The sequence below is a fragment of the Paraburkholderia lacunae genome (genome assembly GCF_003353175.1).
GTDB lineage: Bacteria > Pseudomonadota > Gammaproteobacteria > Burkholderiales > Burkholderiaceae > Paraburkholderia > Paraburkholderia lacunae.
Map to the genome: position 1 here is coordinate 68,729 of NZ_QHKS01000028.1, position 23,173 is coordinate 91,901.

The 23,173-nt window shown below is 61.2% G+C and carries 22 protein-coding genes and 1 pseudogene; 22 read left to right on the plus strand and 1 reads right to left on the minus strand.

The window, feature by feature from the left end:
- The first annotated feature begins 181 nt into the window (after positions 1–181).
- The 19 genes and pseudogenes from DLM46_RS31325 (at position 182) to DLM46_RS31415 (ending at position 19,517) form a co-directional block, all read left to right on the plus strand.
- A complete protein-coding gene (locus DLM46_RS31325) occupies positions 182–868 on the plus strand; it encodes a TetR/AcrR family transcriptional regulator (RefSeq protein WP_115107267.1) in 687 nt (228 codons plus the stop codon).
- A gap of 167 nt (positions 869–1,035) precedes the next feature.
- Positions 1,036–2,325, plus strand: coding sequence for an acyl-CoA dehydrogenase family protein (locus tag DLM46_RS31330; protein WP_115107269.1), 1,290 nt, complete (start codon positions 1,036–1,038; stop codon positions 2,323–2,325).
- 136 nt (positions 2,326–2,461) lie between these two features.
- Entirely contained in the window at positions 2,462–2,890 is a 429-nt protein-coding gene (locus DLM46_RS31335; protein ID WP_115107272.1) for a DUF4148 domain-containing protein, read from the plus strand.
- Positions 2,887–3,636: an electron transfer flavoprotein subunit beta/FixA family protein gene (locus DLM46_RS31340; RefSeq protein ID WP_115107274.1), complete on the plus strand. Its 750-nt coding sequence runs from the start codon at positions 2,887–2,889 to the stop codon at positions 3,634–3,636. The genes DLM46_RS31335 and DLM46_RS31340 overlap by 4 nt, the downstream gene beginning before the upstream one ends.
- Before the next feature lie 13 nt (positions 3,637–3,649).
- Positions 3,650–4,582 (plus strand): electron transfer flavoprotein subunit alpha/FixB family protein, encoded by a 933-nt coding sequence (locus DLM46_RS31345; protein WP_115107276.1) that lies wholly within the window; start codon positions 3,650–3,652, stop codon positions 4,580–4,582.
- A gap of 398 nt (positions 4,583–4,980) precedes the next feature.
- Positions 4,981–6,468, plus strand: a complete 1,488-nt coding sequence (locus DLM46_RS31350; protein WP_115107279.1) for a flavin monoamine oxidase family protein — start codon at positions 4,981–4,983, stop codon at positions 6,466–6,468.
- Positions 6,469–6,478: 10 nt separating this feature from the next.
- Positions 6,479–7,135: a c-type cytochrome gene (locus tag DLM46_RS31355; protein ID WP_115107282.1), complete on the plus strand. Its 657-nt coding sequence runs from the start codon at positions 6,479–6,481 to the stop codon at positions 7,133–7,135.
- A 35-nt stretch (positions 7,136–7,170) separates the two neighbouring features.
- Positions 7,171–7,848: a hypothetical protein gene (locus DLM46_RS31360; RefSeq protein ID WP_115107284.1), complete on the plus strand. Its 678-nt coding sequence runs from the start codon at positions 7,171–7,173 to the stop codon at positions 7,846–7,848.
- A 15-nt stretch (positions 7,849–7,863) separates the two neighbouring features.
- Positions 7,864–8,598, plus strand: a complete 735-nt coding sequence (locus tag DLM46_RS31365; protein ID WP_115107287.1) for a hypothetical protein — start codon at positions 7,864–7,866, stop codon at positions 8,596–8,598.
- A 37-nt stretch (positions 8,599–8,635) separates the two neighbouring features.
- Positions 8,636–8,932: an EthD family reductase gene (locus DLM46_RS31370; protein WP_115107290.1), complete on the plus strand. Its 297-nt coding sequence runs from the start codon at positions 8,636–8,638 to the stop codon at positions 8,930–8,932.
- 89 nt (positions 8,933–9,021) lie between these two features.
- Complete coding sequence (locus DLM46_RS31375) at positions 9,022–10,614, plus strand: Re/Si-specific NAD(P)(+) transhydrogenase subunit alpha (protein WP_115107292.1); 1,593 nt, start codon at positions 9,022–9,024, stop codon at positions 10,612–10,614.
- Between the two features lie 13 nt (positions 10,615–10,627).
- Positions 10,628–12,043 (plus strand): Re/Si-specific NAD(P)(+) transhydrogenase subunit beta, encoded by a 1,416-nt coding sequence (gene pntB / locus DLM46_RS31380; RefSeq protein ID WP_115107295.1) that lies wholly within the window; start codon positions 10,628–10,630, stop codon positions 12,041–12,043.
- 70 nt (positions 12,044–12,113) lie between these two features.
- On the plus strand, positions 12,114–12,425 hold the full coding sequence (locus DLM46_RS31385; protein ID WP_115107297.1) for a high-potential iron-sulfur protein: 312 nt from the start codon (positions 12,114–12,116) through the stop codon (positions 12,423–12,425).
- A 198-nt stretch (positions 12,426–12,623) separates the two neighbouring features.
- On the plus strand, positions 12,624–14,192 hold the full coding sequence (locus DLM46_RS31390; RefSeq protein ID WP_115107299.1) for a methyl-accepting chemotaxis protein: 1,569 nt from the start codon (positions 12,624–12,626) through the stop codon (positions 14,190–14,192).
- A gap of 267 nt (positions 14,193–14,459) precedes the next feature.
- A pseudogene (locus DLM46_RS31395) lies at positions 14,460–15,095 on the plus strand (LysR family transcriptional regulator); the annotation flags it as partial.
- 2 nt (positions 15,096–15,097) lie between these two features.
- Positions 15,098–16,057: a phosphotransferase gene (locus DLM46_RS31400; protein WP_341868612.1), complete on the plus strand. Its 960-nt coding sequence runs from the start codon at positions 15,098–15,100 to the stop codon at positions 16,055–16,057.
- 44 nt (positions 16,058–16,101) lie between these two features.
- Positions 16,102–16,866: an SDR family oxidoreductase gene (locus tag DLM46_RS31405; protein ID WP_115107331.1), complete on the plus strand. Its 765-nt coding sequence runs from the start codon at positions 16,102–16,104 to the stop codon at positions 16,864–16,866.
- A 65-nt stretch (positions 16,867–16,931) separates the two neighbouring features.
- Complete coding sequence (locus DLM46_RS31410) at positions 16,932–18,170, plus strand: acyl-CoA dehydrogenase family protein (RefSeq protein ID WP_115107303.1); 1,239 nt, start codon at positions 16,932–16,934, stop codon at positions 18,168–18,170.
- A gap of 240 nt (positions 18,171–18,410) precedes the next feature.
- The gene (locus tag DLM46_RS31415; RefSeq protein WP_244306430.1) at positions 18,411–19,517 is read left to right on the plus strand and encodes an AraC family transcriptional regulator; all 1,107 of its coding nucleotides are present in this window, start codon (positions 18,411–18,413) and stop codon (positions 19,515–19,517) included.
- A gap of 275 nt (positions 19,518–19,792) precedes the next feature.
- Here the strand turns inward: DLM46_RS31415 and DLM46_RS31420 are convergent, their stop codons facing one another.
- The gene (locus tag DLM46_RS31420; RefSeq protein WP_244306431.1) at positions 19,793–20,299 is read right to left on the minus strand and encodes a 3'-5' exoribonuclease; all 507 of its coding nucleotides are present in this window, start codon (positions 20,297–20,299) and stop codon (positions 19,793–19,795) included.
- A 203-nt stretch (positions 20,300–20,502) separates the two neighbouring features.
- On the opposite strand from DLM46_RS31420, the gene arsN2 reads away from it, so the two are divergent.
- From arsN2 to DLM46_RS31440, 3 genes are all read left to right on the plus strand, one after another.
- Positions 20,503–20,979, plus strand: coding sequence for an arsenic resistance N-acetyltransferase ArsN2 (gene arsN2 / locus DLM46_RS31425; RefSeq protein ID WP_115107306.1), 477 nt, complete (start codon positions 20,503–20,505; stop codon positions 20,977–20,979).
- A gap of 452 nt (positions 20,980–21,431) precedes the next feature.
- A complete protein-coding gene (locus DLM46_RS31435; protein ID WP_115107309.1) occupies positions 21,432–22,415 on the plus strand; it encodes a site-specific integrase in 984 nt (327 codons plus the stop codon).
- A partial coding sequence (locus tag DLM46_RS31440; RefSeq protein ID WP_115107311.1) for a tyrosine-type recombinase/integrase occupies positions 22,412–23,173 on the plus strand: 762 nt, incomplete at its 3' end. The genes DLM46_RS31435 and DLM46_RS31440, both read left to right, overlap by 4 nt.

Sequence of the window (23,173 nt, forward strand, 5' to 3'; positions counted from 1 at the left end):
CGGTGATCGGCTACTGCGGTTGCAGGTGGTGAAGAGTGGGAGCGAACGCTGCAGCAGGCCCGGCCATGCGGATGGAGTTTCAGCCTGGTGTAAGGTATAGTCATGTTTACCTAGGAAGCGGTTCGTGTGACCGCATTGCCTCTACCCGGCGAGGCGTTTACCTCACTCAAGGCGGAAAGCGATGACAGTGCCAAAAGAGCCAAGCACCCGTAAGCGGCGCACGTCGAGCGCAGCACCTTCCACGGGGACCGCACCCGACGGCCTGCGGGCCCAAGGCGTACGTACGCGCAATGCCATTATTCGTGTGGCGAGGAAGCTCCTGCTCGAGAATGGGCCCATGGACTTCTCGCTGCGTGCCGTCGCGCTGAAAGCGGGAATCAGTGTCAGCAACCTCCAATACTACTTCCCGACGCGGCCTGACGTCGTGCGGGCGGTGATGGCGCCGGTGATCGACACATATCTCGATGTTCTGAAACAGGCGCTCCAGAGCAACGCCTCGCCGCGTGCGACGATCGAAGCCATTCTCGATCAGTCGGTGCAGGACGCGAAAGACTTGAAGAACATCCCATTGTGGTGGCATTTCTTTTCATTTGCGTCTACCGACCCGGAGTGCGCGCAGATGCGGGACGAATGGTACGACACCTTGACGAGCGAACTTGCCAAGCTCATTCGCGCCGCGAATCCGGAGCGTGGAGCGGCCGAGAGTACCCATATCGCTGTGCTGCTCATTTCGATGGTGGACGGCATGACCATCCATCTGGGCACCGCGCGCGGCAAGCGCGCGTACATGCGAGGGTTTGAGGCGATGTTCCTTGAGACCGCGCGTAACCTGGTATGGGGGAAGACGGTGGACGCCGAGACGGCCTAGCAGCCCCGGCACTGTGCCGGCGAAGAAAAAGGACGGGGGAATACCCTGTCTTTTTTTTTCACTTCGTGTTTTGTATTGTTACCTATGTTTGTTATGGTGATCTATTAATGAGGCGACTGGGTTGCGGGGCAGTCCGGTCGACATATGTCCAGGAGAGGAGTACTGAAATGATTCGACTGCACAAGTCCGTGGGGTTGCCTCTGGCAGGCTTGACTGGTTTCGAAACGCCGATGGGGGAGGAGGAACGTGCGATCCAGGAGACGGTTCACCGTTTCGCACGCGACGTGCTGAAGCCCGTCGGTCGCGAACTGGACCGCATGACGCCGGAGGAAGTGATCGCGCCTGGCTCGCCGTACTGGGGCGCCATGATGGAGAGTGCAAAGCTGGGCCTCGATCCGCAACTGCTTGCGCAACTTCCGCCAGACATGGCGGTGCGCATCGAATCGCTGATCGGCGAAGAGCTCGGCTGGGGTGATGCGGGGCTTGCCGTTTCGATCGGCGTGGCGCCCGCTCCGTTGATGATGGCACAGTCGATCGGTAATCAGGAACTGATCGACATGTGCACCGGCAAGATTGGTTGCTGGATGAATACGCAGCCCGACCGCGGCACCGATGCCGCGATTCTCTACCGCGACGAGATCAGCGCGGGCGGCAAACAGCCGGTGGGTAATCTCACAGCGAAGGTGGGCGCAGACGAAATCGTCATCAACGGGCAGAGTTCCGCTTGGATTTCGAACGGCTCGGTCGCGCAGGTGGCGCTCGCATACATGGCGGCAGATTATGGCGATGGCTTCTATGGCACCGGGGAACGTAGTGCGTTCACGAACGGCATCGGCATGATCCTTCCGCTCGATCTGCCGGGTGTCTCGCGCGGCAAGCCGCTCGACAAGATTGGCCAGCGCTCGCTGCCGCAGGGCGAGATCTACTTCGACAACGTGAAAGTGCCCAAGCGTTTTGCCATTGCGCTGCAGGACGACTATCTCGGCAATCTGGCCTCGACCTGGTCGTTCGCCGGCACGCACATGTGCCAGGTGTTCGTGGGCGTAGCCCGCGCTGCGTTCGAACTCGCGCTGGGTTATTGCCACGAGCGCAAGCAAGGCGGGGCGCTGTTGATCGATCACCAGATGACGCAACTGCGCGTGGGCGACATGTTGCGGCGGCTGGAGATGGCGCGTGCGATTGCGCGACGCAGCCTCGCATTCTCACGTCTGTCTCCAAAGAGCCATCCATACGCTACGGCACAGGCCAAGGTCAGCGTGACTGAAGAAGCCATGAAGATCACGCACGAGGCGTTCCAGCTCTTCGGCGGCAACGGTACCACCCGCGAATTCCCGATCGAGAAGCTGTTCCGTGATGTGCGCTCCGCACTGATCGAAGACGGAGAGAACTATCACCTCACGTTGCGTTTGGGCGTGCTGGCAGGGAAGCTCTATCAGAACGGGTGGACGAAAGAGTAACCAGCCCGTCGACGCCGATATATTGACCTGGCGTTGGGGCTCCATGGTACCCGAATGAAGCTATCGAATAGCGGCTACTGTGCGTGCAGTGCCGCTAATCTGGGTTCGAAATCCATTTGTCCATCAGGAGTGCGACATGAAAGCTGTTGCGATATCGAACCGTTCGGCACTCGCGGTTGTGCTGACGTCCATCGCCGTTTCTGCTCACGCGAGCGGCGGCGGCATTCGCCCTCAGGAACAATCGACTCCGCAATTCGTGTCCGTTTCAAGTGGAGCGCCCGACGAGTCGAGTGCGCAGACCGATGCGACTCGTGCGGACGGGCGCCCAGGCACGGAAGTCAGGCCGGCGCTGGGTAAGACCCGGGCACAAGTCCGGGCCGAGCTCCTGCAGGCCGGGGAGGAGGGCATGCTTCCGCCACGCTGGGTTGATTATCCGCCCAGTGCGGCAACGAGGGCGCGCAATCGGAAAAACTTTATCCGCGTGGAACAAATGTGGAAGGCGAAAGCGATCATTCCGCCGACGAGCGTAAATAGCACAAATGGATTGAACGAGGAGCAGCAATGAAATTGTTGGTCGCTGTAAAGCGGGTCGTGGATGCCAACGTCAAGGTCAGCGTGAAATCCAATGGAGCGGGCGTCGATATCGCCAACGTGAAGATGTCGATGAATCCGTTCGACGAGATCGCCGTGGAGGAAGCGGTGCGGTTGAAGGAGGCAGGCGTGGCCACTGAGGTGATCGCAGTTTCGTGTGGCGTTCCGCAGGCACAGGAAACGTTGCGTACTGCGCTCGCGATCGGCGCGGATCGTGCGGTGCTCGTGGAGTCCGCAGTTGAATTGCAGCCTTTGGCTGTCGCGAAGCTCCTGAAGGCGCTGGTCGACAAGGAACAGCCGCAACTCGTGATCCTCGGCAAGCAGGCTATCGACGACGATTCGAACCAGACCGGCCAGATGCTCGCCGCGCTGGCGAACCTGCCGCAAGCGACGTTTGCCTCGAAGGTTGTGGTCGCGGACGGCAAGGCTACCGTGTCGCGTGAAGTAGACGGCGGCGCGGAAACGCTGTCGCTGACGCTGCCCGCAGTGGTGACGACCGACCTGCGCCTGAACGAGCCGCGCTATGTGACGTTGCCTAACATCATGAAGGCGAAAAAGAAGCCGCTGGAAGTCGTCAAACCGGAAGACCTGGGTGTCGATGTCACGCCGCGTCTGAAGACGCTGAAAGTCGCCGAGCCGCCGAAGCGCTCCGCCGGTGTGAAGGTGCCGGACGTGAAGACGCTGGTCGAGAAGCTGAAGACCGAAGCCAAGGTGCTGTGAGGAGACGCAAGAAATGACGAATCTGGTAATTGCAGAACACGATAACGCGTCGATCAAGGCCGCGACGCTGAACACGGTCGCTGCAGCACAGAAGATTGGCGGCGACGTGCACGTGCTGGTTGCAGGCCACAACGCCCAGGCCGCAGCGGACGCAGCCGCGAAGATCGCCGGCGTGGCAAAGGTGCTGCTCGCCGATGCGCCGCAACTCGAACAGGGTCTTGTGGAAAACGTCGAAGCGACGGTTATTGCGATCGCGAAGAACTACTCGCACATCCTGGCTCCGACCACGGCAGCGGGCAAGAACGTCACGCCGCGTATTGCCGCGAAGCTCGACGTCGCACAGATCAGCGACATTACCGCGGTGGATTCGCCGGACACGTTCGAGCGTCCGATTTACGCAGGTAATGCGATCGCGACGGTGCAGTCGGTCGATCCGGTCAAGGTCATCACCGTTCGTACGACGGCGTTTGACGCAGTCGCGGCAGAAGGCGGCAGCGCGTCGGTGGAGAAGATCGAAGCGGCAGCCGACAGCGGCCTTACGCGGTTCGTCGGCCGTGAAGTCACGAAGCTCGACCGTCCGGAACTCACGAGCGCGAAGATCATCGTCTCGGGTGGCCGGGGTCTGGGCAGCGGCGAGAACTACACGAAGGTTCTGGAGCCGCTGGCCGACAAGCTCAATGCCGCGCTCGGCGCCTCGCGCGCAGCAGTCGATGCTGGCTACGTGCCGAACGACTACCAGGTCGGTCAGACCGGCAAGATCGTCGCGCCGCAACCGTATGTGGCAGTCGGCATCTCGGGCGCGATCCAGCATCTGGCCGGCATGAAGGACTCGAAGGTCATCGTCGCGATCAACAAGGACGAAGAAGCACCGATCTTCAGCGTGGCCGACTACGGCCTCGTGGGCGACCTGTTTACCGTCGTGCCGGAACTGGCGTCTTCAATCTGAACGCATAACCTGGACTTGCGCCAGTGATGTCCGGGCGGATGCCGGGCTAATCCTGCTCACTTGGGCGGATCGTCAGAATCCCTACATGGCGCGGCGCTTTGGTGCCCAGCCAGGCGTCGGAAAGTGGAATGTCGCGAGGCATCTTTTGAGATACAGGGGAATACCCTGCATTCTTTTCGATCTGTATATTGGTATGTTGACCTATATTTGTCTATGTGTACTAATACGGGGGCGCTGAAACAGCGGATCGCGCGGTCTCGGGCCAGGCGCGCGAATGATTCTTAAGGGATCTCAAAGAAGTTGCGCAGCACGGTGTATCGACCGGATATGGCGCCTGAGCGCAGCGGTTTCGGTGACCCGCTCAAAGCGGGAGCCTTCATCAAGTAGACAGAGGCACTATGGCAAAAAAATCTTCCCCAGACGGCGCTGCAAACCTGCAGCGCAGGCAATGGCTCAAATATGCCGGTGCCTCGGCAGCTGCCGTGGGTACGCTCGCCATGAGCACCCAACAGGCGTATGCCGCAGTCACCAAGGCCGCGCCAGGTGCGGACGACGTTCTCGACGTCGCCATCATTGGAGCAGGGCTAGCCGGACTGACCGCCGCACGAGATCTGCGCCAGGCGGGCTGCGAGTCATTTCTGGTGCTCGAAGCCCGGGATCGTGTGGGGGGGCGAACGTTCAACTACAACATTCCCGGCGGGTGCGTTTCGGAAGTCGGCGGGCAATGGATCGGGCCCGGCCAGACCGCCGTTGCGGATCTCGCGCGCGAGCTGGGTGTCGGGACTTTCCCGACCTACTACGACGGGAGTACGGTCATTCTGGGCGGCAACGGCCGCGTGGCAGTCGATCTGAAGGGCACGTTCGGCACTGACGAGGCGATTGGCGCCAAGCTCAGCAGACTCTCGCGCGACGTGCCTTGTGGCGCACCGTGGACGTCCCCGAAGGTCGCTGAACTGGACAAGCTCTCGGTCGGTGACTGGTTGGAAAAGCAGAATATCAAGCCTGAAGATCAGGTCGCATGGAATGGCAGCATCACGCTTTCGGGCGGCGCGGCGCCGGCGAAGATGGGGTTGCTGCACTTCCTTTCGATGGTCAATTCGGCGGATTGCGATTATTCGCAACTCGACAGCATCAAGCACAGCGCCCAGGAAACCCGCTTCATCGGCGGCTCGCAAATCCTCAGCATCAAGATGGCCCAGCAACTTGGCGATAAGGTCCGCCTGTCTTCTCCGGTCCGCCAGATTTCCGGATGGGACGGCGACGTCGTCACCCTGCATACCGACCATGAAGAAGTGCGGGCAAGGACCGTCATCATGGCCATCCATCCGGCTTTGTGTCATCAGGTGCAGTTCGATCCGCCACTGCCGGAAAAGCGCGCGGCCCTGCAGCGCGCCTGGCCCGCGAATTCCCCGGCACGGAAGACGGCCATGGTCTATCGCCGTCCGTTCTGGCGCGACAAGGGCATGAGCGGGAGCATCTTCCAGGTCAATGGCCCCATCCTCTGGGCCTACGACAATTCTCCGCCCGCCGGAGAGATCGGGGTCATCAACGCGTTCATTGAGAATGCGATGGTCCCGTCCGAGCGGGACGCGGCAATGGCCATGCATAAGCAGTTCTACGCGCAGGCATGGGGCGATGAAGCGCTGTCTCCCATCGCTTACCACGATCAGGACTGGGGACGGGTCGATCGCTGGACCCTGACCTGCGTTTCCGCCATTCCGCCCGGCTTCTGGAGCGCTCACGGCGAGGCGCTGCGCCCCTCGTGCGGCAAGCTGATCTGGTCGGGGACGGAGACTGCGAATATCTGGGCCGGCTACATGGATGGCGCCGTGCGCTCCGGCCATCAGGGCGCGCTTCAGGCGCTCAATGCGCTGCGCCGGGCGTAGGAGGGTAACGATGAAGAAAACACTATTGATTGGCATTCCTCTGGTTATTGCCCTGATACTGGCCATTTTCGGCTCCGATCTGCTGGGTCTTTACCGGCTGCAGCGCTATCTCTCGGCATCGACCACGGCTTACCTGACTGACGGCGGCCCCTGGCCGCATGTGACCGACGTCTGCATGGGCTGCCACGGCGTCAAGGGCAATTCACTCCATCAGGGGTATCCGAGTCTCGCCGGGCAGCCGGCACCCTATCTGGAGACCCAGCTCCACAATTTCGCGAGTGAGGCGCGCCGTAATCCGAACATGGGGCCCCTCGCGATGACGATGAGCGATCCGCAGATCAAATCGCTGGCCGAATATTTTGCCAGTGTGACCCCGGTCGCGAATCATTATTTCAAGCCGGATGCGCAATTGCGCGAAAGGGGACAGCGTCTGGTGGCCGCGAGCAACTGTGCCGTCTGTCACGGTGCCCAATTGACGGGCCACGACCAGTTTCCGCGTTTGGCGGGTCAGGGATACGACTATCTGCTCGCGCAGTTCGACGAGTTCGCATCCGGCACTCGGAGCGAACCTACAGGCGTCATGAAAAACCTTGCGACAGGTTTTTCGCCCGAAGACCGCAAGGCTATTGCCACCTATCTGGCAAGCCTTGACCCGAAGAAAGATTGACCAATCAGATGCAACCGGAAGTTGGGAGTTTAGTCATGGACCTCAGATCTGCAATTCTTATGCTCTCCAGTGCCTTGCTGGCATTAAGCTCATTTTTCTACGGCTGGAAGGTCGTCAGGAAACGAAATTATCTTCTCGGCCTGGAGATGTGGATTGTCGGCACATCGGCGACGAACGCCATTGGTTTTTTTGCTACCGGAAATGCCGTTTCCTATGAAGTAGCGCACTTCTTCGATGCATTTTCTCGAGGATTCGGCATACCCATCATCGCCGTCGCAGGTCTGATGGCGATTACGCACGGCTACAAGCCGTCGATTCGCCAGGACGTCGCGGTATTCGTCGTCGCGTTTGCGCTTACGTTCGTTCTGGTGGGAGCGGATTTCATCGCTGGGGTTTTGCCTTACTACTATCTGACGATGTGGATTCTGCTGTCGATCTATCTCGTGTACTTCATCAAAAGACTTCTGGAAATCGGCGAGACGGTCCGTGCGTTGGCCGTAGGGGTGGCTCTGGTAACGTCACTGGGCATTGCGGTCATTTACGATTTTTACAAAATACCGGGCGAAGAAACGAACGTATTCTTCAATTTCTACACGCTTGCCTTGTGCTCGTGGGCCTACTTCATGCCGGCGATCTATTACGGCTATTGCGCTCTGGAGCGCGCCAAAAATGGCAGAGTCGTGCTGAACTCGCCCACGCCTTACCGAACCTGACCTTTCCGGAGATCAATGATGAATCAAACCTCGCATAAGGTCATGCGCTTCACGGCCTGGAACGCAATCATCGGCGGAATTCTGGCGTACGCGAATGTCGGCGTGTCATTCGTGGTGACGGGCCCGGATGCGGATATGGTGCTGCACGGTGCATCGATGCTGGCGTTGCCGCCGGATACCCGCGACGTGTTTCGCTGGTGCATGGTTGCAGACACATTTGGGTTCTATCTGCCCTTCCTGGTCATTGGCGGATACTTTGTGCACGTATTTCGCGAAGAGCTGGGTGCGCTTGGCAACATGGTGGCGATGGCCGTCGTGTTGTACGTCATGGTGGGCGTGACCGGCGCTGTCATGCAGTTTGCGATCCTTCATCCGCTGGCCCATCTTTACGCGGGCGGCGACGATGCCACGAGAAACGCCGCGGCGGCAGTATGGACTGCGATAGCCAACGGGACGCAAAACGGCCTCTGGTGGATTGAGGGCCCACTCGTGCTCTTCTGGACGCCGATTGCCGCCAACGTGCTCAAGAAGGCGGGCTGGAAGGGATCGATCCTGCTGAAGATCGTCGGCTGGGCTTTCGGGGTCTTCTTCCTGCTCGGCTTGTTTCCGGATCTCGACGCGTTTTCGAATGCCAGCGAGATGGTCGTCGTGGTGGTTCTGCCGCTATGGATGTTGTTGTTCGGCTGGCAGATGCTGCGCCGCGCGCGCACATTGCCGGCACCATTGCAAGGCGCGGGCGCGTCCACTTAAGACAAACGCTGAAACACATCTGAATACGGAGCTGAATATGACTACGTTGATTGTGAGCTACGCAAGCACAGCAGGCGGGACATTTGACCGCGAGTACTACATTTCGACTCATGCTCCACTTGTTGGCGCGGCGTGGAGTGAGTTCGGTCTTCAATCAGCCGAGGTCCTGTTTCCATCGCCAGATCCGCAACCCTTCGCATGCGTAGCGATACTGCGCTTCAGCGATCGTGTCGGGATCAAAAGAGCCCTTTCGTCGGCCAAATCCGCTGAGGTCATTGGCGACGTGAAGAACTTCACCAACATCACACCGACGATGTTCTGCGCGGACGACTGAGGGATTGCGCAGCCTGCCTGACTTCGCCAATGCCGTCAGGCCTCCAATTCCTGCGACGACGATACCGGTGTGACGAATCAACTTGCCCTATGACATTACTGATTGGCATTCCTCTGGAAGTTGCCCCCGGAGAGCGGCGCGTTGCAACCGTGCCCGAGGTGGTCGAGAAACTGATCAAGCTCGGGTTCGCGGTAGCCGTGCAAAGCGGCGCCGGCGCAGGTGCGAACTTTGGCGATGGTGATTACCGTGCTGCCGGTGCCGAGGTCGTCGCAACGGCCGCCGAACTCTGGGCGCGCAGTGACATCGTTTTCAAGGTGCGCCCACCGAGCAGCGAGGAAGTGGCGTTAATGCGCGAGGGCGCCACGCTGATCGGCTTTGTGTGGCCGACCCAGAACCCCGAACTGATGCAGCAACTGGCCGCGAGGCGCGCCACCGTGCTGGCGATCGATTCGCTGCCGCGCACGCTGTCGCGCGCGCAGAAGATGGACGCGCTCACCTCGATGGCCGGCATCAGCGGCTATCGTGCGGTGATCGAGGCGGCGCATGCGTTCGGCCGCTTCCTGAACGGTCAGGTCACCGCCGCTGGCAAGGTCCCGCCTGCGAAGTTCTTTATCGCCGGGGCGGGCGTGGCGGGCCTGGCTGCCATCGGCACTGCGGCGAGTCTCGGCGCGATCGTGCGCGCCAACGACACGCGCGCCGAGGTGGCCGACCAGGTCAAGTCTCTGGGCGGCGAATTCGTCAAGGTCGACTACGAAGAGGAAGGCTCGGGTGGCGGCGGCTACGCAAAGGTCATGAGCGAGGGCTTTCAGCAGGCGCAGCGCGCGATGTACGCGCAGCAGGCCCGGGACGCGGACATCATCATCACCACAGCGCTGATTCCCGGCAAGCCGGCTCCGAAGCTCATCACCGCCGAAATGGTGCAGTCGATGAAGCCGGGCAGCGTGATCGTGGACATGGCAGCGGAGCAGGGTGGCAACTGCGAGCTGACCGTGCCCGGCGAGGCGGTGGTGCGCCACGGCGTGACCATCGTCGGCTACACGGATCTCGCCTCGCGTCTGGCCAGGCAATCGTCCACGTTGTATGGCAACAACCTGCTGCGTGTGGTCGAGGAACTCTGCAAGACGAAGGACGGCACGATCAACGTCGATTTCGACGACGACGCCATCCGCGGCCTCACGGTCATCAAGGAAGGTAGCGTCACCTGGCCGCCGCCGCCGATCAAGCAGCCGGCCGTCGCGCCCAAGCCCCAGCCCGCCGCCGCTGCGGCGGCATCCGCGCCGAAGAAGGGCCACGGCAGCAGCGAGCCGATGTCGGCGAAGTCGCTGGCCATCGTGTTCGGCATCGGTGCACTGGCTTTCCTGCTGGTGGGGCTGTTTGCGCCGGCCACGTTCCTCTCGCACTTCACGGTGTTCGTACTGGCCTGTTTCATCGGCTACATGGTGATCTGGAACGTCACGCCGTCGCTGCACACGCCGCTGATGAGCGTGACCAACGCGATCTCGTCGATCATCGCCATCGGTGCGCTGGTGCAGGTCGCGCCGCCGCTGGGCGGCTCCGCGGCGGGCGACCGGCCATCAGGGCTGATCCTTGGTCTCGCGGTGGGCGCGTTGGCACTCACGGCCGTCAACATGTTCGGTGGCTTCGCAGTGACGCGCCGCATGCTGGCGATGTTCCGCAAATAAGGGGACGACGACAATGACTTCCAACCTGACTACCGTCTCCTATATCGGCGCGGCGATTCTCTTCATCCTGAGCCTGGGCGGCCTCGCCAATCCCGAGACCGCGCGCCGCGGCAACCTGCTCGGCATGATCGGCATGCTCATCGCGGTGCTCGCCACGGTGCTCGGTCCGCGCGTGTCGGCCGAAGGCATTCCGTACGTTGTCGCTGCGCTGGTCGTCGGTAGCGCGGTCGGCCTCGCCGCCGCGAAGAAGGTGCAGATGACGCAGATGCCCGAACTGGTCGCGCTGATGCACAGCCTGGTTGGCCTGGCGGCGTGTCTCGTGGGCTTCGCCAGCTACGTCGACACGTCGGTGCAGTTCACCGGCGCAGAAGAGGCCATCCACGAAGTCGAGATTTACGTCGGCATCCTGATCGGTGCGGTGACGTTCGCGGGCTCGGTCATTGCGTTCGGCAAGCTGTCGGGCAAGATCGGCGGCAAGCCGATGCTGTTGCCGGCGCGCCACTGGCTGAACCTGGCCGCGCTGCTGATCGTGATCTATTACGGTCGCGCGTTCCTGCATGCAGAGACGATTCAGGACGGCATGATGCCGCTCGTCGTGATGACGGTGATCTCGCTGCTGTTCGGTGTGCACATGGTGATGACGATCGGCGGCGCGGACATGCCCGTGGTGGTGTCGATGCTCAACAGTTACTCGGGCTGGGCGGCGGCGGCCACCGGCTTCATGCTCGGTAACGACCTGCTGATCGTGATCGGCGCACTGGTGGGCTCGTCGGGCGCGATCCTCTCGTACATCATGTGCCGCGCGATGAACCGCAACTTCATCAGCGTGATTGCCGGCGGCTTCGGCAGTGGCGCGGGTGTGCCCGCAACTGCGGGCGGCGCGGGCGCGCAGCCGGCCGGCGAGGCGGTGGCGGTGAGCGCCGCCGAAACCGCCGAGCTGCTGCGCGACGCGAAGCGCGTGATCATCGTGCCAGGCTATGGCATGGCCGTGGCGCAGGCCCAGCACACGGTCTTCGAACTCACGAAGGTGCTGCGAGAAAAGGGCGTCGACGTGCGCTTCGCGATCCACCCGGTGGCGGGCCGCATGCCGGGCCACATGAACGTGCTGTTAGCCGAAGCGAAGGTGCCGTACGACATCGTGCTCGAGATGGACGAGATCAACACGGATTTCCCAGAGGCGGACGTGTCGATGGTCATCGGCGCGAACGACATCGTGAACCCGGCGGCGCAGGAGGACCCTGCCAGTCCCATTGCAGGCATGCCGGTGCTTGAAGTCTGGAAGGCGAAGACGTCGATCGTGATGAAGCGCAGTATGGCCTCAGGATATGCTGGTGTGGATAACCCGCTCTTCTACAAAAACAACAACCGCATGCTCTTTGGCGATGCCAAAACCATGTTGAGTGAGGTTTTTGGCGCGCTGAAGGCTTGACCACGGCCATCCATTCTCAATATCCCCGTGCCCCGCTCGCACGCCATTTCACAATACAAGGAGTATTTGCATGAAGAAGTCCCGTCGCACTTTTATGATCACGATCGCATGTGTTGCATCTGGGGTAGCGTTGTCTCGCGTTGCCTTTGCCGATGAGGCCAGGGTGTCCGAAGCCGATTCGACGTCGCTCGCGCTTGCTTACAAGGCGGACGCGACCAAGGTCGACAAGGCGAAGTATGCGAAGTACGCAGCGGGTCAGGCCTGCAGTAACTGCACGTTCTATCAAGGCAAATCGAACGATGCGTTCGCTCCGTGCCCTATGTTCGGCGGCAAGCAGGTCGCGGCCAAGGGTTGGTGTAGTGCCTATAACAAAAAAGCTTGATGGCTCATAGGCGACATGGACACGGAAAACGTGTCTGCAGCACGTCATAGCGTGCCCCGCGCGCAATTGGTCAGCGCGGGCGAGCCGCTGGTATCACGCTAACTGGGTGAACGCTGTTGGCGCTAGCATCGGATAGCCAGGATGTCGGTCGCCAAGGTAATAACTCCGCCGGGTATCCAAAATTAATGGACTGGTTCAATGAGGGCATTCACGGGCACGATCCGATTCAAGATCATGCTGACGCTCGGCGTTTGTGTCGCGCTGATGGTGTCTATTGGTTTGCTGGGCCTTCGCGGTCTCGCCAGGCTCAGCGCAGATATGGGCAGCATGTATTCGGTGAGCACGGTGCCGATCGAAGATCTTGCCGCGGTACAGGCGGCCGCTCTGAAGATTCGCCTTCAGATGCGTTACATCCAGGCGCTGCATGGCCAGGACAACGCTGCAGAGCTCGTTGCAAGCATCGGCGAAGAACAGAAAAAGCTCGATCGGGCCTGGCATGACTATTATCCAGCGAAGATCGCCACGCCCGATGAGCGCCATATGGCTGATCGGGTGGCGAAGGAGCTTGCGGTCTTCCGGACACAGTCGGACGACGTTGTCTCGGTGCTGCGCGCCGGAAATCTGGACATGGCGGCATTCACGATAGATGAACTCACCCAGACCGGCGATGCGGTGTCCGACGCGATCGGTCGCGACGTTGCGTTGAGCGCGACGCAGGCGCGGCAACTGGCCGAACGGGGCAATGCAACGTTCAACGCATTGCGATGGACGGTGCTCGGCGCAATCGGTCTGGGTATAGCAGCGGCCTGTGCCGCGTCCGCGTGGCTGATGTGGGCGATTACAAGTCCCTTGAAGGCCGCGCTTGGCGTAGCCCGGCGAATCGCCGAAGGCAGGCTGGGCGACGCCGAGGGGATAAGCTTGCACGGCGAGTTCGGGCAATTGCTCCGGGCGCTTCGGGCGATGGACGGACATCTCGCGAGGACCGTCCAGACGATCAAGGTATCAAGCGACGCAATTATGAACGCATCCAGCGAGATAGCCGACGGGAGTACCAACCTCTCGGCAGGCGTGCAACGGCAAGCTGCGTCGCTCGAAGAAACGGCGGCGAGCATGGACGAGCTCATCCTGTCAGTTCGACGCAACTCTGATCATGTGCGGCAGGCCGCTGAGTTTGCGAACGCGACGTCGCTCGCGGCCGATACCAGTATGGCCGCAGTGGACCGGATGAGAGGCACGATGGACAACATTTCTGCAAGCTCGGCAAAGATCGTGGAGATTACCGCACTCATCGAAGGAGTCGCTTTTCAGACCAACATTCTGGCGCTGAACGCGGCTGTCGAGGCTGCCCGCGCAGGCGAGCACGGGCGGGGTTTCGCGGTTGTCGCCGAAGAAGTCCGCAACCTCGCGCATCGCGCCGCTATCGCAGCGAAGGAGATCAAGGTTCTGGTCCGGATCTCGGCAGAGGCGATTTCCGGGGGGGCCGTGCACGCGGACCACGTCGTGCAGGCCATGGCGGACGTTCGGGCGGCGATCAAGCGCGTGGTTGAGATCAACGACAACATTTTCGACGCTTCAGAAGAACAGCGCGGGGGAATCGGCCAGGTCAACGAGGCAGTGAGCCGCATGGTCCAGACAATTCGCAAGAATGCGTCGGTAGTTCAACAAGCGGCGGAAGCGGCGACCTCGCTAAACGAGCAGGTGGCCGCCCAGCGGCGCGCCATTGCCGTGTTCGAGGTCCATTCGCAAACCAATCCGTCATCGGCCTGATCCGCCTCTGCCAGCATGTACCCTTCAGGTCCTGCGAACGGACAGCGGGCGCTCGTCTACCTGATCAACAAGGTCGATGCGCGCAGCCACCCGGAGCTCACTTGTGTCGGCCAGTGTGTTGCTACGCATCGGCTGGCGTGGTCCCATCCCGGGTGCATCGGTAGCCAGGAGGCGCTTCACCCACTCACGGGCGCGACACGAGTTGCGATATAGGCGTGGACAGACCCTCGATTGACGGGACTGCAATCTGGCGGTTAGGCTCAAACCATGCGTTCGTCCAAAGTCGATTTAAATCTCTTCGTCGTTTTTGAAGCCGTCTATCGAACACGCAACCTCACGCGCGCGGCGGAACTGCTTTTCATCACGCAGCCCGCCGTGAGCAACGCGCTCGCGCGCATGCGCAAGGCATTCGACGATCCCTTGTTCGTGAGCACGCCAACGGGCATGATGCCCACGCCGGTTTCCGAGAACATCATTGGCCAGGTGCGCGAGGCGCTTCAATTGCTCGATTCGAGCACCCATGCCGGCGAGCGTTTCGATCCGGCCTCGTCGCAGCGGACCTTTCGGCTCAGCATGAACGATCTGACCGAGGCATTGCTGCTGCCCGCGCTCGAAGAGGTGCTGCAGCGCCTCGCGCCGGGCATTCGCATCGAAAGCTACTTCACGACGCGTCGCGACGTGCCCGAAGCGCTCGCGAGCGGCGCGGTCCATCTTGCGATCGACGCGCCTCTCATCGACGACCCGTACCTCGAGCAGGAACCGCTGGGCCGCGACCGTTACGCGTGCATGGTGCGCAACGAGCATCCGTTTGCGAAGAAGAAACTCACGACTGACGACTATCTGCGCTTTGGCCATATTCATGTGTCCAGTCGCCGCCAGGGGCCCGGTCTCGTCGATACGGAACCGTGCCTGGTTTTCAGGGACCCATGTCCGTCGAGAAGTTCGCCGGCGGACAGTCGAACCCCACGTTTCTTCTCGAAGCGCAAAACGGCCGTTATGTGCTGCGGCGTCAGCCGCCAGGCGAGCTGCTTAAATCCGCGCACGCCGTGGACCGCGAATTCCGCGTGCTGAGCGCGCTCGGCGACACTCCCGTTCCCGTTGCGCGGGCCTTGCACCTCTGCGAGGACCGCGAGGTGATCGGCAGCCTGTTCTACGTGATGAGCTACGAAGAAGGCGAAATCTACTGGGACCCATCGTTGCCCACGTTGCGCGCTGGAGAACGCGGCGCGATCTATGAAGCGCTGATCGGCACGATGGCGGCCCTGCACGATGTGGATGTCGATGCGGTTCGCCTTGCGGACTACGGTCGCGCGGGGAACTACTTCGCGCGCCAGATCGACGTATGGACCAAACAATATCGCGCCGCGCAGACTGATCAACTCGATGCCATGGAAGCGCTGATCGACTGGCTGCCGGCTCACTGTCCATCCGAGGCGGGCAAGCCTTCGCTCGTGCACGGCGACTTCCGCATCGACAACCTGATCTTTTATCGCGGCGCGCCGAAAGTTCGCGCGGTGCTCGACTGGGAACTCTCCACGCTCGGCAATCCGCTCGCTGACCTCGCGTACTTCTGCATGTGCCTGCGGCTTCCGCCCAAAGGCCAGATCGGCGGTCTCGCGGGGCTGGACCGGGCAGCGATTGGCGTGCCGGACGAGGCTGCGATCGTCGAGCAGTATTGCACTCTGCGGGGCATTGCATCGATCGAGCACTGGAATTTTTACCTTGCGTTCAGCTTCTTCCGGCTCGCCGCCATCGCGCAGGGCGTGAAAAAGCGTGCGCTGGGCGGCAACGCATCGAATGAGAAGGCGCGCCAGGTCGGCGAAATGGCCGGTGCGCTGGCGAAGATGGGCGTCGACGTCATCTGACAGCTGAGGTTCGGCGCGGACACATGGAATATGAGGGGACAGTTGTGGCTACTAATTTATTCGATCTGCACGACAAGATTGCTCTGGTCACGGGCGCAAGCCGCGGCATTGGCGAAGAAATCGCGAAGCTGCTCGCAGAGCAGGGCGCCCATGTGATCGTTTCGAGCCGCAAGCTCGATGACTGCGAGAGCGTGGCGCGCGGGATCAGCGAAGCGGGAGGGAGCGCCGAGGCGTATCCGTGCCACGTGGGGCGTCTCGACGACATTCAAGGCGTGTTCCAGCACATCCGCTCGAAACATGGCCGGCTGGACATCCTCGTGAACAACGCGGCGGCGAATCCGTATTTCGGCCACATTCTCGACACCGATCTTTCGTCGTTCGAAAAGACGGTGGAGGTCAACTTGCGTGGCTACTTCTTTATGTCGGTCGAGGCGGGCAAGCTGATGCGCGAGCACGGCGGCGGCGCAATCGTCAACACGGCTTCCGTCAATGCGCTGCAACCCGGCGACAAGCAGGGCATCTATTCGATCACAAAGGCGGCCGTGGTCAACATGACGCGCGCATTCGCCAAGGAGTGCGGGCCGCTTGGCGTTCGCGTGAATGCGTTGCTGCCGGGCCTCACCAGGACCAAATTCGCCGGCGCCCTGTTCGCAGATCAGGCGATGTACGAAAGCTGGATGACGAAGATCCCGCTGCGCCGCCACGCGGAGCCTCGCGAGATGGCCGGCACCGTGCTGTATCTCGTCTCCGATGCGGCGAGCTACACCAACGGCGAGTGCATCGTCGTCGACGGCGGGCTGACGATCTGATCAGTGAGCGGCGCGCACTGACGCTCGCGCCGCACGACATTCACCAGGATTGAAGGAAGAGCAAAATGGACTTTGCCTACAGCCCGAAAGTCGAAGCGCTGCGCACGCAGGTGCGTGCGTTTATGGACACGCATATCGTGTCGCGCATTCAGCAGTGGCACGAAGAAGTGAATGCAGGACAGTATCCCGTTTCGTTCATGGAGGAACTGAAGGAGAAGGCGCGCGCGGAAGGTCTCTGGAACCTGTTCCTGCCGCATCTACGCGAAGACGAGCCGGGCACGCGGCTCACGAATCTCGAATACGCGCCGCTTGCCGAGATCATGGGACGCGTTTCGTGGGCTTCCGAAGTATTCAACTGCAACGCGCCGGACACGGGCAACATGGAGCTGCTCCATATGTTCGCGACGCCCGCGCAACGCAAGAAGTGGTTGGAGCCGCTGCTCGACGGCAAGATCCGTTCGGCGTTTGCGATGACGGAACCCGCAGTCGCCTCTTCGGATGCGACCAACATCACTACGTCGATTCGCCTCGATGGCAACGACTATGTGATCGATGGCCGCAAGTGGTTCATCACGAACGCCGCGCATCCGAATTGCCAGCTGTTCATCGTCATGGGCAAAACGGATCCGGACGCACCCACGCACCGTCAGCAAAGCATGATTCTCGTGCCGCGCGACACGCCGGGCGTGAAAATAGTCCGCAATATCACGGTGGTCAATCACACGGCGCCGGAAGGCCACTGCGAGATCGAATTCAAGGGCGTGCGTGTGCCGCGCTCGAATCTGCTCGGCGAAGAAGGCAGCGGTTTTGCGCTCGCGCAGGCGCGCCTGGGACCGGGTCGTATTCACCATTGCATGCGCTCGGTCGGCGCCGCCGAACTGGCGCTCGAACTGATGATCGAACGCGCGCAGGCGCGCACGGCGTTTGGCAAGAAGCTCTATGAGCACGGCTCGGTTGGCGAGTGGATCGCGAAGTCGCGCATCGAAATCGATCAGGCCCGACTCTTCGTACTGAAGGCCGCCTGGATGATCGACAACGTGGGCGCGAAGGAAGCGCGCAAGGAAATCGCCATGATCAAGGCGCTCGTGCCGAACGTGCACGCCGCCGTGTGCGAGCGGGCAATCCAGACTTTCGGCGCGATGGGCCTGAGCCCCGACACGCCGCTCGCAGACAGCTGGACGTGGGGGCGCGCATTGAAGTTTGCCGATGGCCCGGACGAGGTGCATCTGCAGAGCATTGCGCGCATGGAGATCAAGGCGCGGCCTTATGAACCGGGCCACGAGAGTGCTTACCTGACGCGCTAGCAAGACGTCTCAGGATTGTCTTTGGACTCATTTAGGAGCTGTCGCGTCTTTCCGAAGGCTGCGCGACGAGACCTCTCCGAGGTTGCCTCCTGCCGATCGAGCTGTTTTCTTGCCTTTGGGAAATAGTACCTCTAGAGTTGGAGCGGGTGACGACAGCAAGTTGAAACATTCGCTTATCATTCCCATTGCACCGACGCTTTCTGGAAGTCGGGCCGGAAGCTTGCAAGTCGATGGCGTTCCGTGCCGCTCAAGTACAATGCGAGCGGTTTGGTCTACGGGGACGCGATGACCGGCTTACATTCACGTTCCGCCCAGCGCGGGCGCGCACTGCCGTCGCCGGGCGCCACGGTGCCGATCTCGCTCGTCAACGGTTTTCTATCGAGCGCGGGCGTGGGGCGCGATGTGATCGAAGGCTATCTGTACGAAGCCGGCATTGCAATCGAGTTGCTCGGCGAGCCGCATTCGCGCGTGACGGAAGAGCAATTCTCGACGCTGTACCGCACGCTCGCGATTGACCTCGACGACGAGATGCCCGGCATCTTCTCGCGCCCGCTGCGCGGCGGCACGCTCAAGTACCTGTGCCTGAGCCTCCTCGATGCGCGCAACCTCAAAACGGCGATGCATCGCTTCGGCCAGTTCTTCCATATCCTGCTCGACGACTTCTTCGTCGAATCGAGGAACGACGGTCTCATCGTGCAGGTAATGCTGCGGCCGGATGCGGCGGTGGGCCCAATCAGCCCGCTCGGCCAGGAGCTGATGCTCAAGCTCGTTCACGGCGTGTGTTCGTGGCTGATCGGGCAGAAAATCCCGCTGCTGCAGATCGAGCTTGCGTGCCCGCTACCGCGCCATGCGGTCGATCACGTGTACTTCTTCACCGGGTCCGTGAAGTTCGACTGCGAGTGCACGCTTCTGCGCTTCAGCGCGGACTATCTCGACGCGCCAATCCGGCAGAGCAAGCGCAACCTGCGGAAGTTCCTCGCGCGCGCGCCAGGCGACTGGATCTTTGAATCATTCAGTGAACAGCTCGTGTGCCATCGCGTGCGGCAGTACCTGTCGGCGGCTCTGCCCGACCTGCCCGTAATCGATCTGGCGGCCGAGCATCTGCATTGCTCCGTACGCACCTTGAGCCGCCACCTGGCCGCCGAGGGCACGACGTTCCAGGTGCTCAAGGATGAACTGCGGCGAGATATCGCAATCCAGCGGCTCACCGACACGCCCGACACGATCGCGGCGATCGGCGCCGACGTCGGCTTCGACGATCCGAGCGCGTTCCATCGCGCGTTCCGGCACTGGACGGGGGATGAACAAGGTACGCGCTTATCCTCTGCAGAGCATAAGCGCTCTTAGACACAGTTCCGGGTTATATCCAGCTCGACTGGCTTCGACAGTGGCGACGTCTGAGCCGTAACGGATTGCGCTCGATGCCGCCAGCGGCCTATTCGCATAATGAGAGCAAGCTTTTCCGATNCCGCGTTATCACCGCAATCCGCCGTACCAAGCCTGTTCGTCGCACGACGCCACCGGCCAACGTCCCTTGTTGGACATGTTCGTATGTTTAGGACAGATTCAGTCATTCTGACCCGGTCCATCGCCTGTTGATGAAGCACTGTACTATTCCGGGTTCAGCACGTTTGGTATCGACACTTCACACCAAGGTTCATCGTCGCATAGCGGTTTGCGCGTGCATCCACCAGCGCATGATGCCGGCCGCGATGCTCGCGGCAATAATCCTCCTGACGTCCCGGATCGAGTAGCTGGTCCACGTGGTGCGCCTGCCATCCTGCCGGCGACCCATCGAGCAGATCGCACAGCAGTTCCCAGTCACCGCCATAATCGAAGCACAGCACGCCTTCGGGTTCGTCCGCGAACTGGTCAAGCCATGCGACAAGCGCTGTACGTAACGCCTCACGCGTGAACACACGCCCGGGGTACTGGCCGAGCTGCGACAGCACTGCTGCACGCACGAATTCGCTGCAACTCGCGCGATCGAAGTCCGATCGCTCGCTGTAGAACTCGCGGCCATCGTCAGCCACCAGCGCGACGCTCACCAGGTCACAGTCGATAAAATCGGTAAACTCCGTGTCGACAGCCCGCCAGTCGCTTTGATGAATCGCTTGCGATAGCCGCAATGCTCGCAGGCGCTTTTCTGGCAGTTTATGCCGGATGCCAAATCAGCCACAGACATCGGTAACTCCACGGCCGCGTCGATAACCCGAATGGACCGTGTTCCTGGTGTCGCTGGTGTCGGCCCTGGCGTTCATCGTCGCGATACGTTTCGCCTCCGCGCAAAAGCTCGGCAAGCATCAGGTCAACTTCGAATGAGCAGACAGCCATGAAGATAAGGAAAGCCCATGACGCCGATCTTGGCGGAATCCAGAGTCTTTTACGCGCGAACGGCTTACCCGCAGAGTACATTTCGATGACGCTCATCGAAGGATTCCTGGTCGCCGAAGATGCACGCGGATCGTTGGTCGCCAGCGCCGGCCTCGAACTGCTCGGCTCCAGCGTGCTCCTGCGATCGCTGGCTGTCTCCTCGAAGTGGCGTGGTAAAGGTGTCGCGCGAGAACTGGTCACGCGGCTCAAAGACATCGCACGCGCGCGTGGCCAACACGAAGTCTGGCTGCTGACAACGACTGCGCAACGATTTTTTGAACGATCCGGTTATGAGCGGGTAAGTCGCGAAGATGTGCCCGACGAAGTGCGGATGTGCAATGAATTCACGATTCTGTGCCCCTCAACCGCGGTGTGCATGCGAAAGCAATCGACACAGTGCGCTGCGCCCATGACGGAACGGCCGAAAACATTCTAATTGCTCCGGTTATACCAGGTCAGTTAATTGCCGATTGAGCGGCAGGCGTGCTGAGCATCCCGAACGATCGCGTAACCGCAATCGTAGGGTGCCGGCAGCCATTTGTGGCTGTCGGTTGCAGAAGAATCGGCCGCTTCGACTCCTGCGGTCAACCGCATCTACGGGGGACACGTTCTTGCCCAGAGACCCAAAGCCCTATCGACATGCAGCCAGCCACCTTGGCCATACACGCTATCGTTGATGTCCTTCAATCGTGTCCCGACAGGGTAAGCGCTTATCCTCTGCAGAGCATAAGCGCTTTTAGACACAGTTCCGGGTTATATCCAGCTCGACTGGCTTCGACAGTGGCGACGTCTGAGCCGTAACGGATTGCGCTCGATGCCGCCAGCGGCCTATTCGCATAATGAGAGCAAGCTTTTCCGATCGGCCATGATGGCCGACGGGAGAAGCTGATGATCAAGACGATTTTTTCCGGTCAGTCCGGAACCCTGCCTCAAAGGGCTGCAAGGGCGTCGCGGCCTGTAGATCTGCCCGCCGAACTGGATCGATGGGTAGATGATTTCGACCGTCACCTATCGCAGGTCGTAGGGCTTGCGCCGGCCACCCGCCTTCGATATTCCTTTTTCGTTCGCCGGTTTCTGGCCGATCACCGCGGAGCAGGCCTTCCGGACCGGTGTGTACTGCGCGCGGAATGGCTCACGGCTTTCGTTCGTCAGGAGGCTGCCCGCGTTCACGGCCACTCGCGTAAGCATGCGGGGACCGCCATGCGGGCATGGCTCAGGTATCTCGTCTTCCGCGGAATGGCTGACGCTGGGCTGGAAGCCGCGATTCCGTCGATGCCCCAATGGAAACACGCGTCGCTGCCAGCTCATCTCACGGTCGAGCAAACCGAACGCGTGATCGGCACAGCATGGGATGGCAGTCCACACGAGTTACGTGATCATGCCATCCTGCTTATGCTCGCGAGGATCGGATTGCGAGCCTGTGAGGCTACGCACCTGACGTTCGAAGATATCGACTGGGCAGAGGGATATGTACGTATCGGCCCCGGGAAATCACATCGCGAACGCCTGCTACCTTTGCCCTGCGACGTCGGCGAGGCCCTATATGCCTACCTCCAACGTGAACGTCCTGCCAGCCTCTGTCGCACGGTCTTTCTGAGCACCAAGAAGCCGTACGGGCCAATTCGCGACACCTCGGTAATATCGAGCACCGTCCGACGCGCGATGGCGCGATCGGGCGTGGTCGGCATCGCGGGCGCTGCACACGCGCTGCGCCATACGGCGGCCACCCAGATGGTACGCGAAGGAGCGAGTTTCAAGGATGTCGCCGATGTGCTCGGGCATGCGTCGCTGGCGACGACGGCGATCTACGCGAAGCTGGATGTCGCCAGGCTCGTGCAGGTGGCGCTGCCGTGGCCGGGAGCGCGATCATGAACGGGCCTTTGGAATTGCGCGACCACCTTGATGCCTATCTTGCTGTTCGCGAGGCGCTCGGGTTCGATGATGCAGCCAGAAAGGTGCTGCTGAGCAGTTTCGTCGAGTATGTCATTTCCGCGGACGGAAGGTGGCCAATCGACGCTCGACTCGCGGTCGAGTGGGCATGCGGGCTGTCGTCCGTCCGAAGTCCTGCCGGGCAGGCAAGCCGCCTTTCCACGGTCAGGAGGTTCCTCTGTTATCTGCGGGCCAGCGTCCCGGAGACACAGGTTCCTGGAACCGGGTTGCTTGCACGACCACAACGGCGGCGACCTTACATCTTCACGCAACAGGAACTCGCCAGCATTCTTGATGCCGCCGCCGCAATGCGGCCACGGCGCACGCTGCGGCCGCACGTCTACGTGTCGATGATCGGCCTATTGGCCAGCACTGGCATCCGCGCTGGCGAGGCCATCCGATTGACCGGCAACGACGTCCAACTCGACGCCGATCCGCCGAGGATCCTTGTCCTCGAGACCAAGTTCCGAAAGTCGAGGATTGTGCCATTGCACCCGACGACGGCGGAGAAGCTGAAGACCTATGCATTGCTCCGCGAGAAACTGGGGTACGCAGGACTGTCGGACCTGTTCTTCATGTCCGAAATCGGAACGGCAATCAACTACGGGTTCTTCGCGACCTGGTTCACGCGTACCGCCCGCCGGCTTGACATGTTGCCCTCTTCGGGAGCCCGGCGCCCGACGCTGCACAGCCTGCGTCAC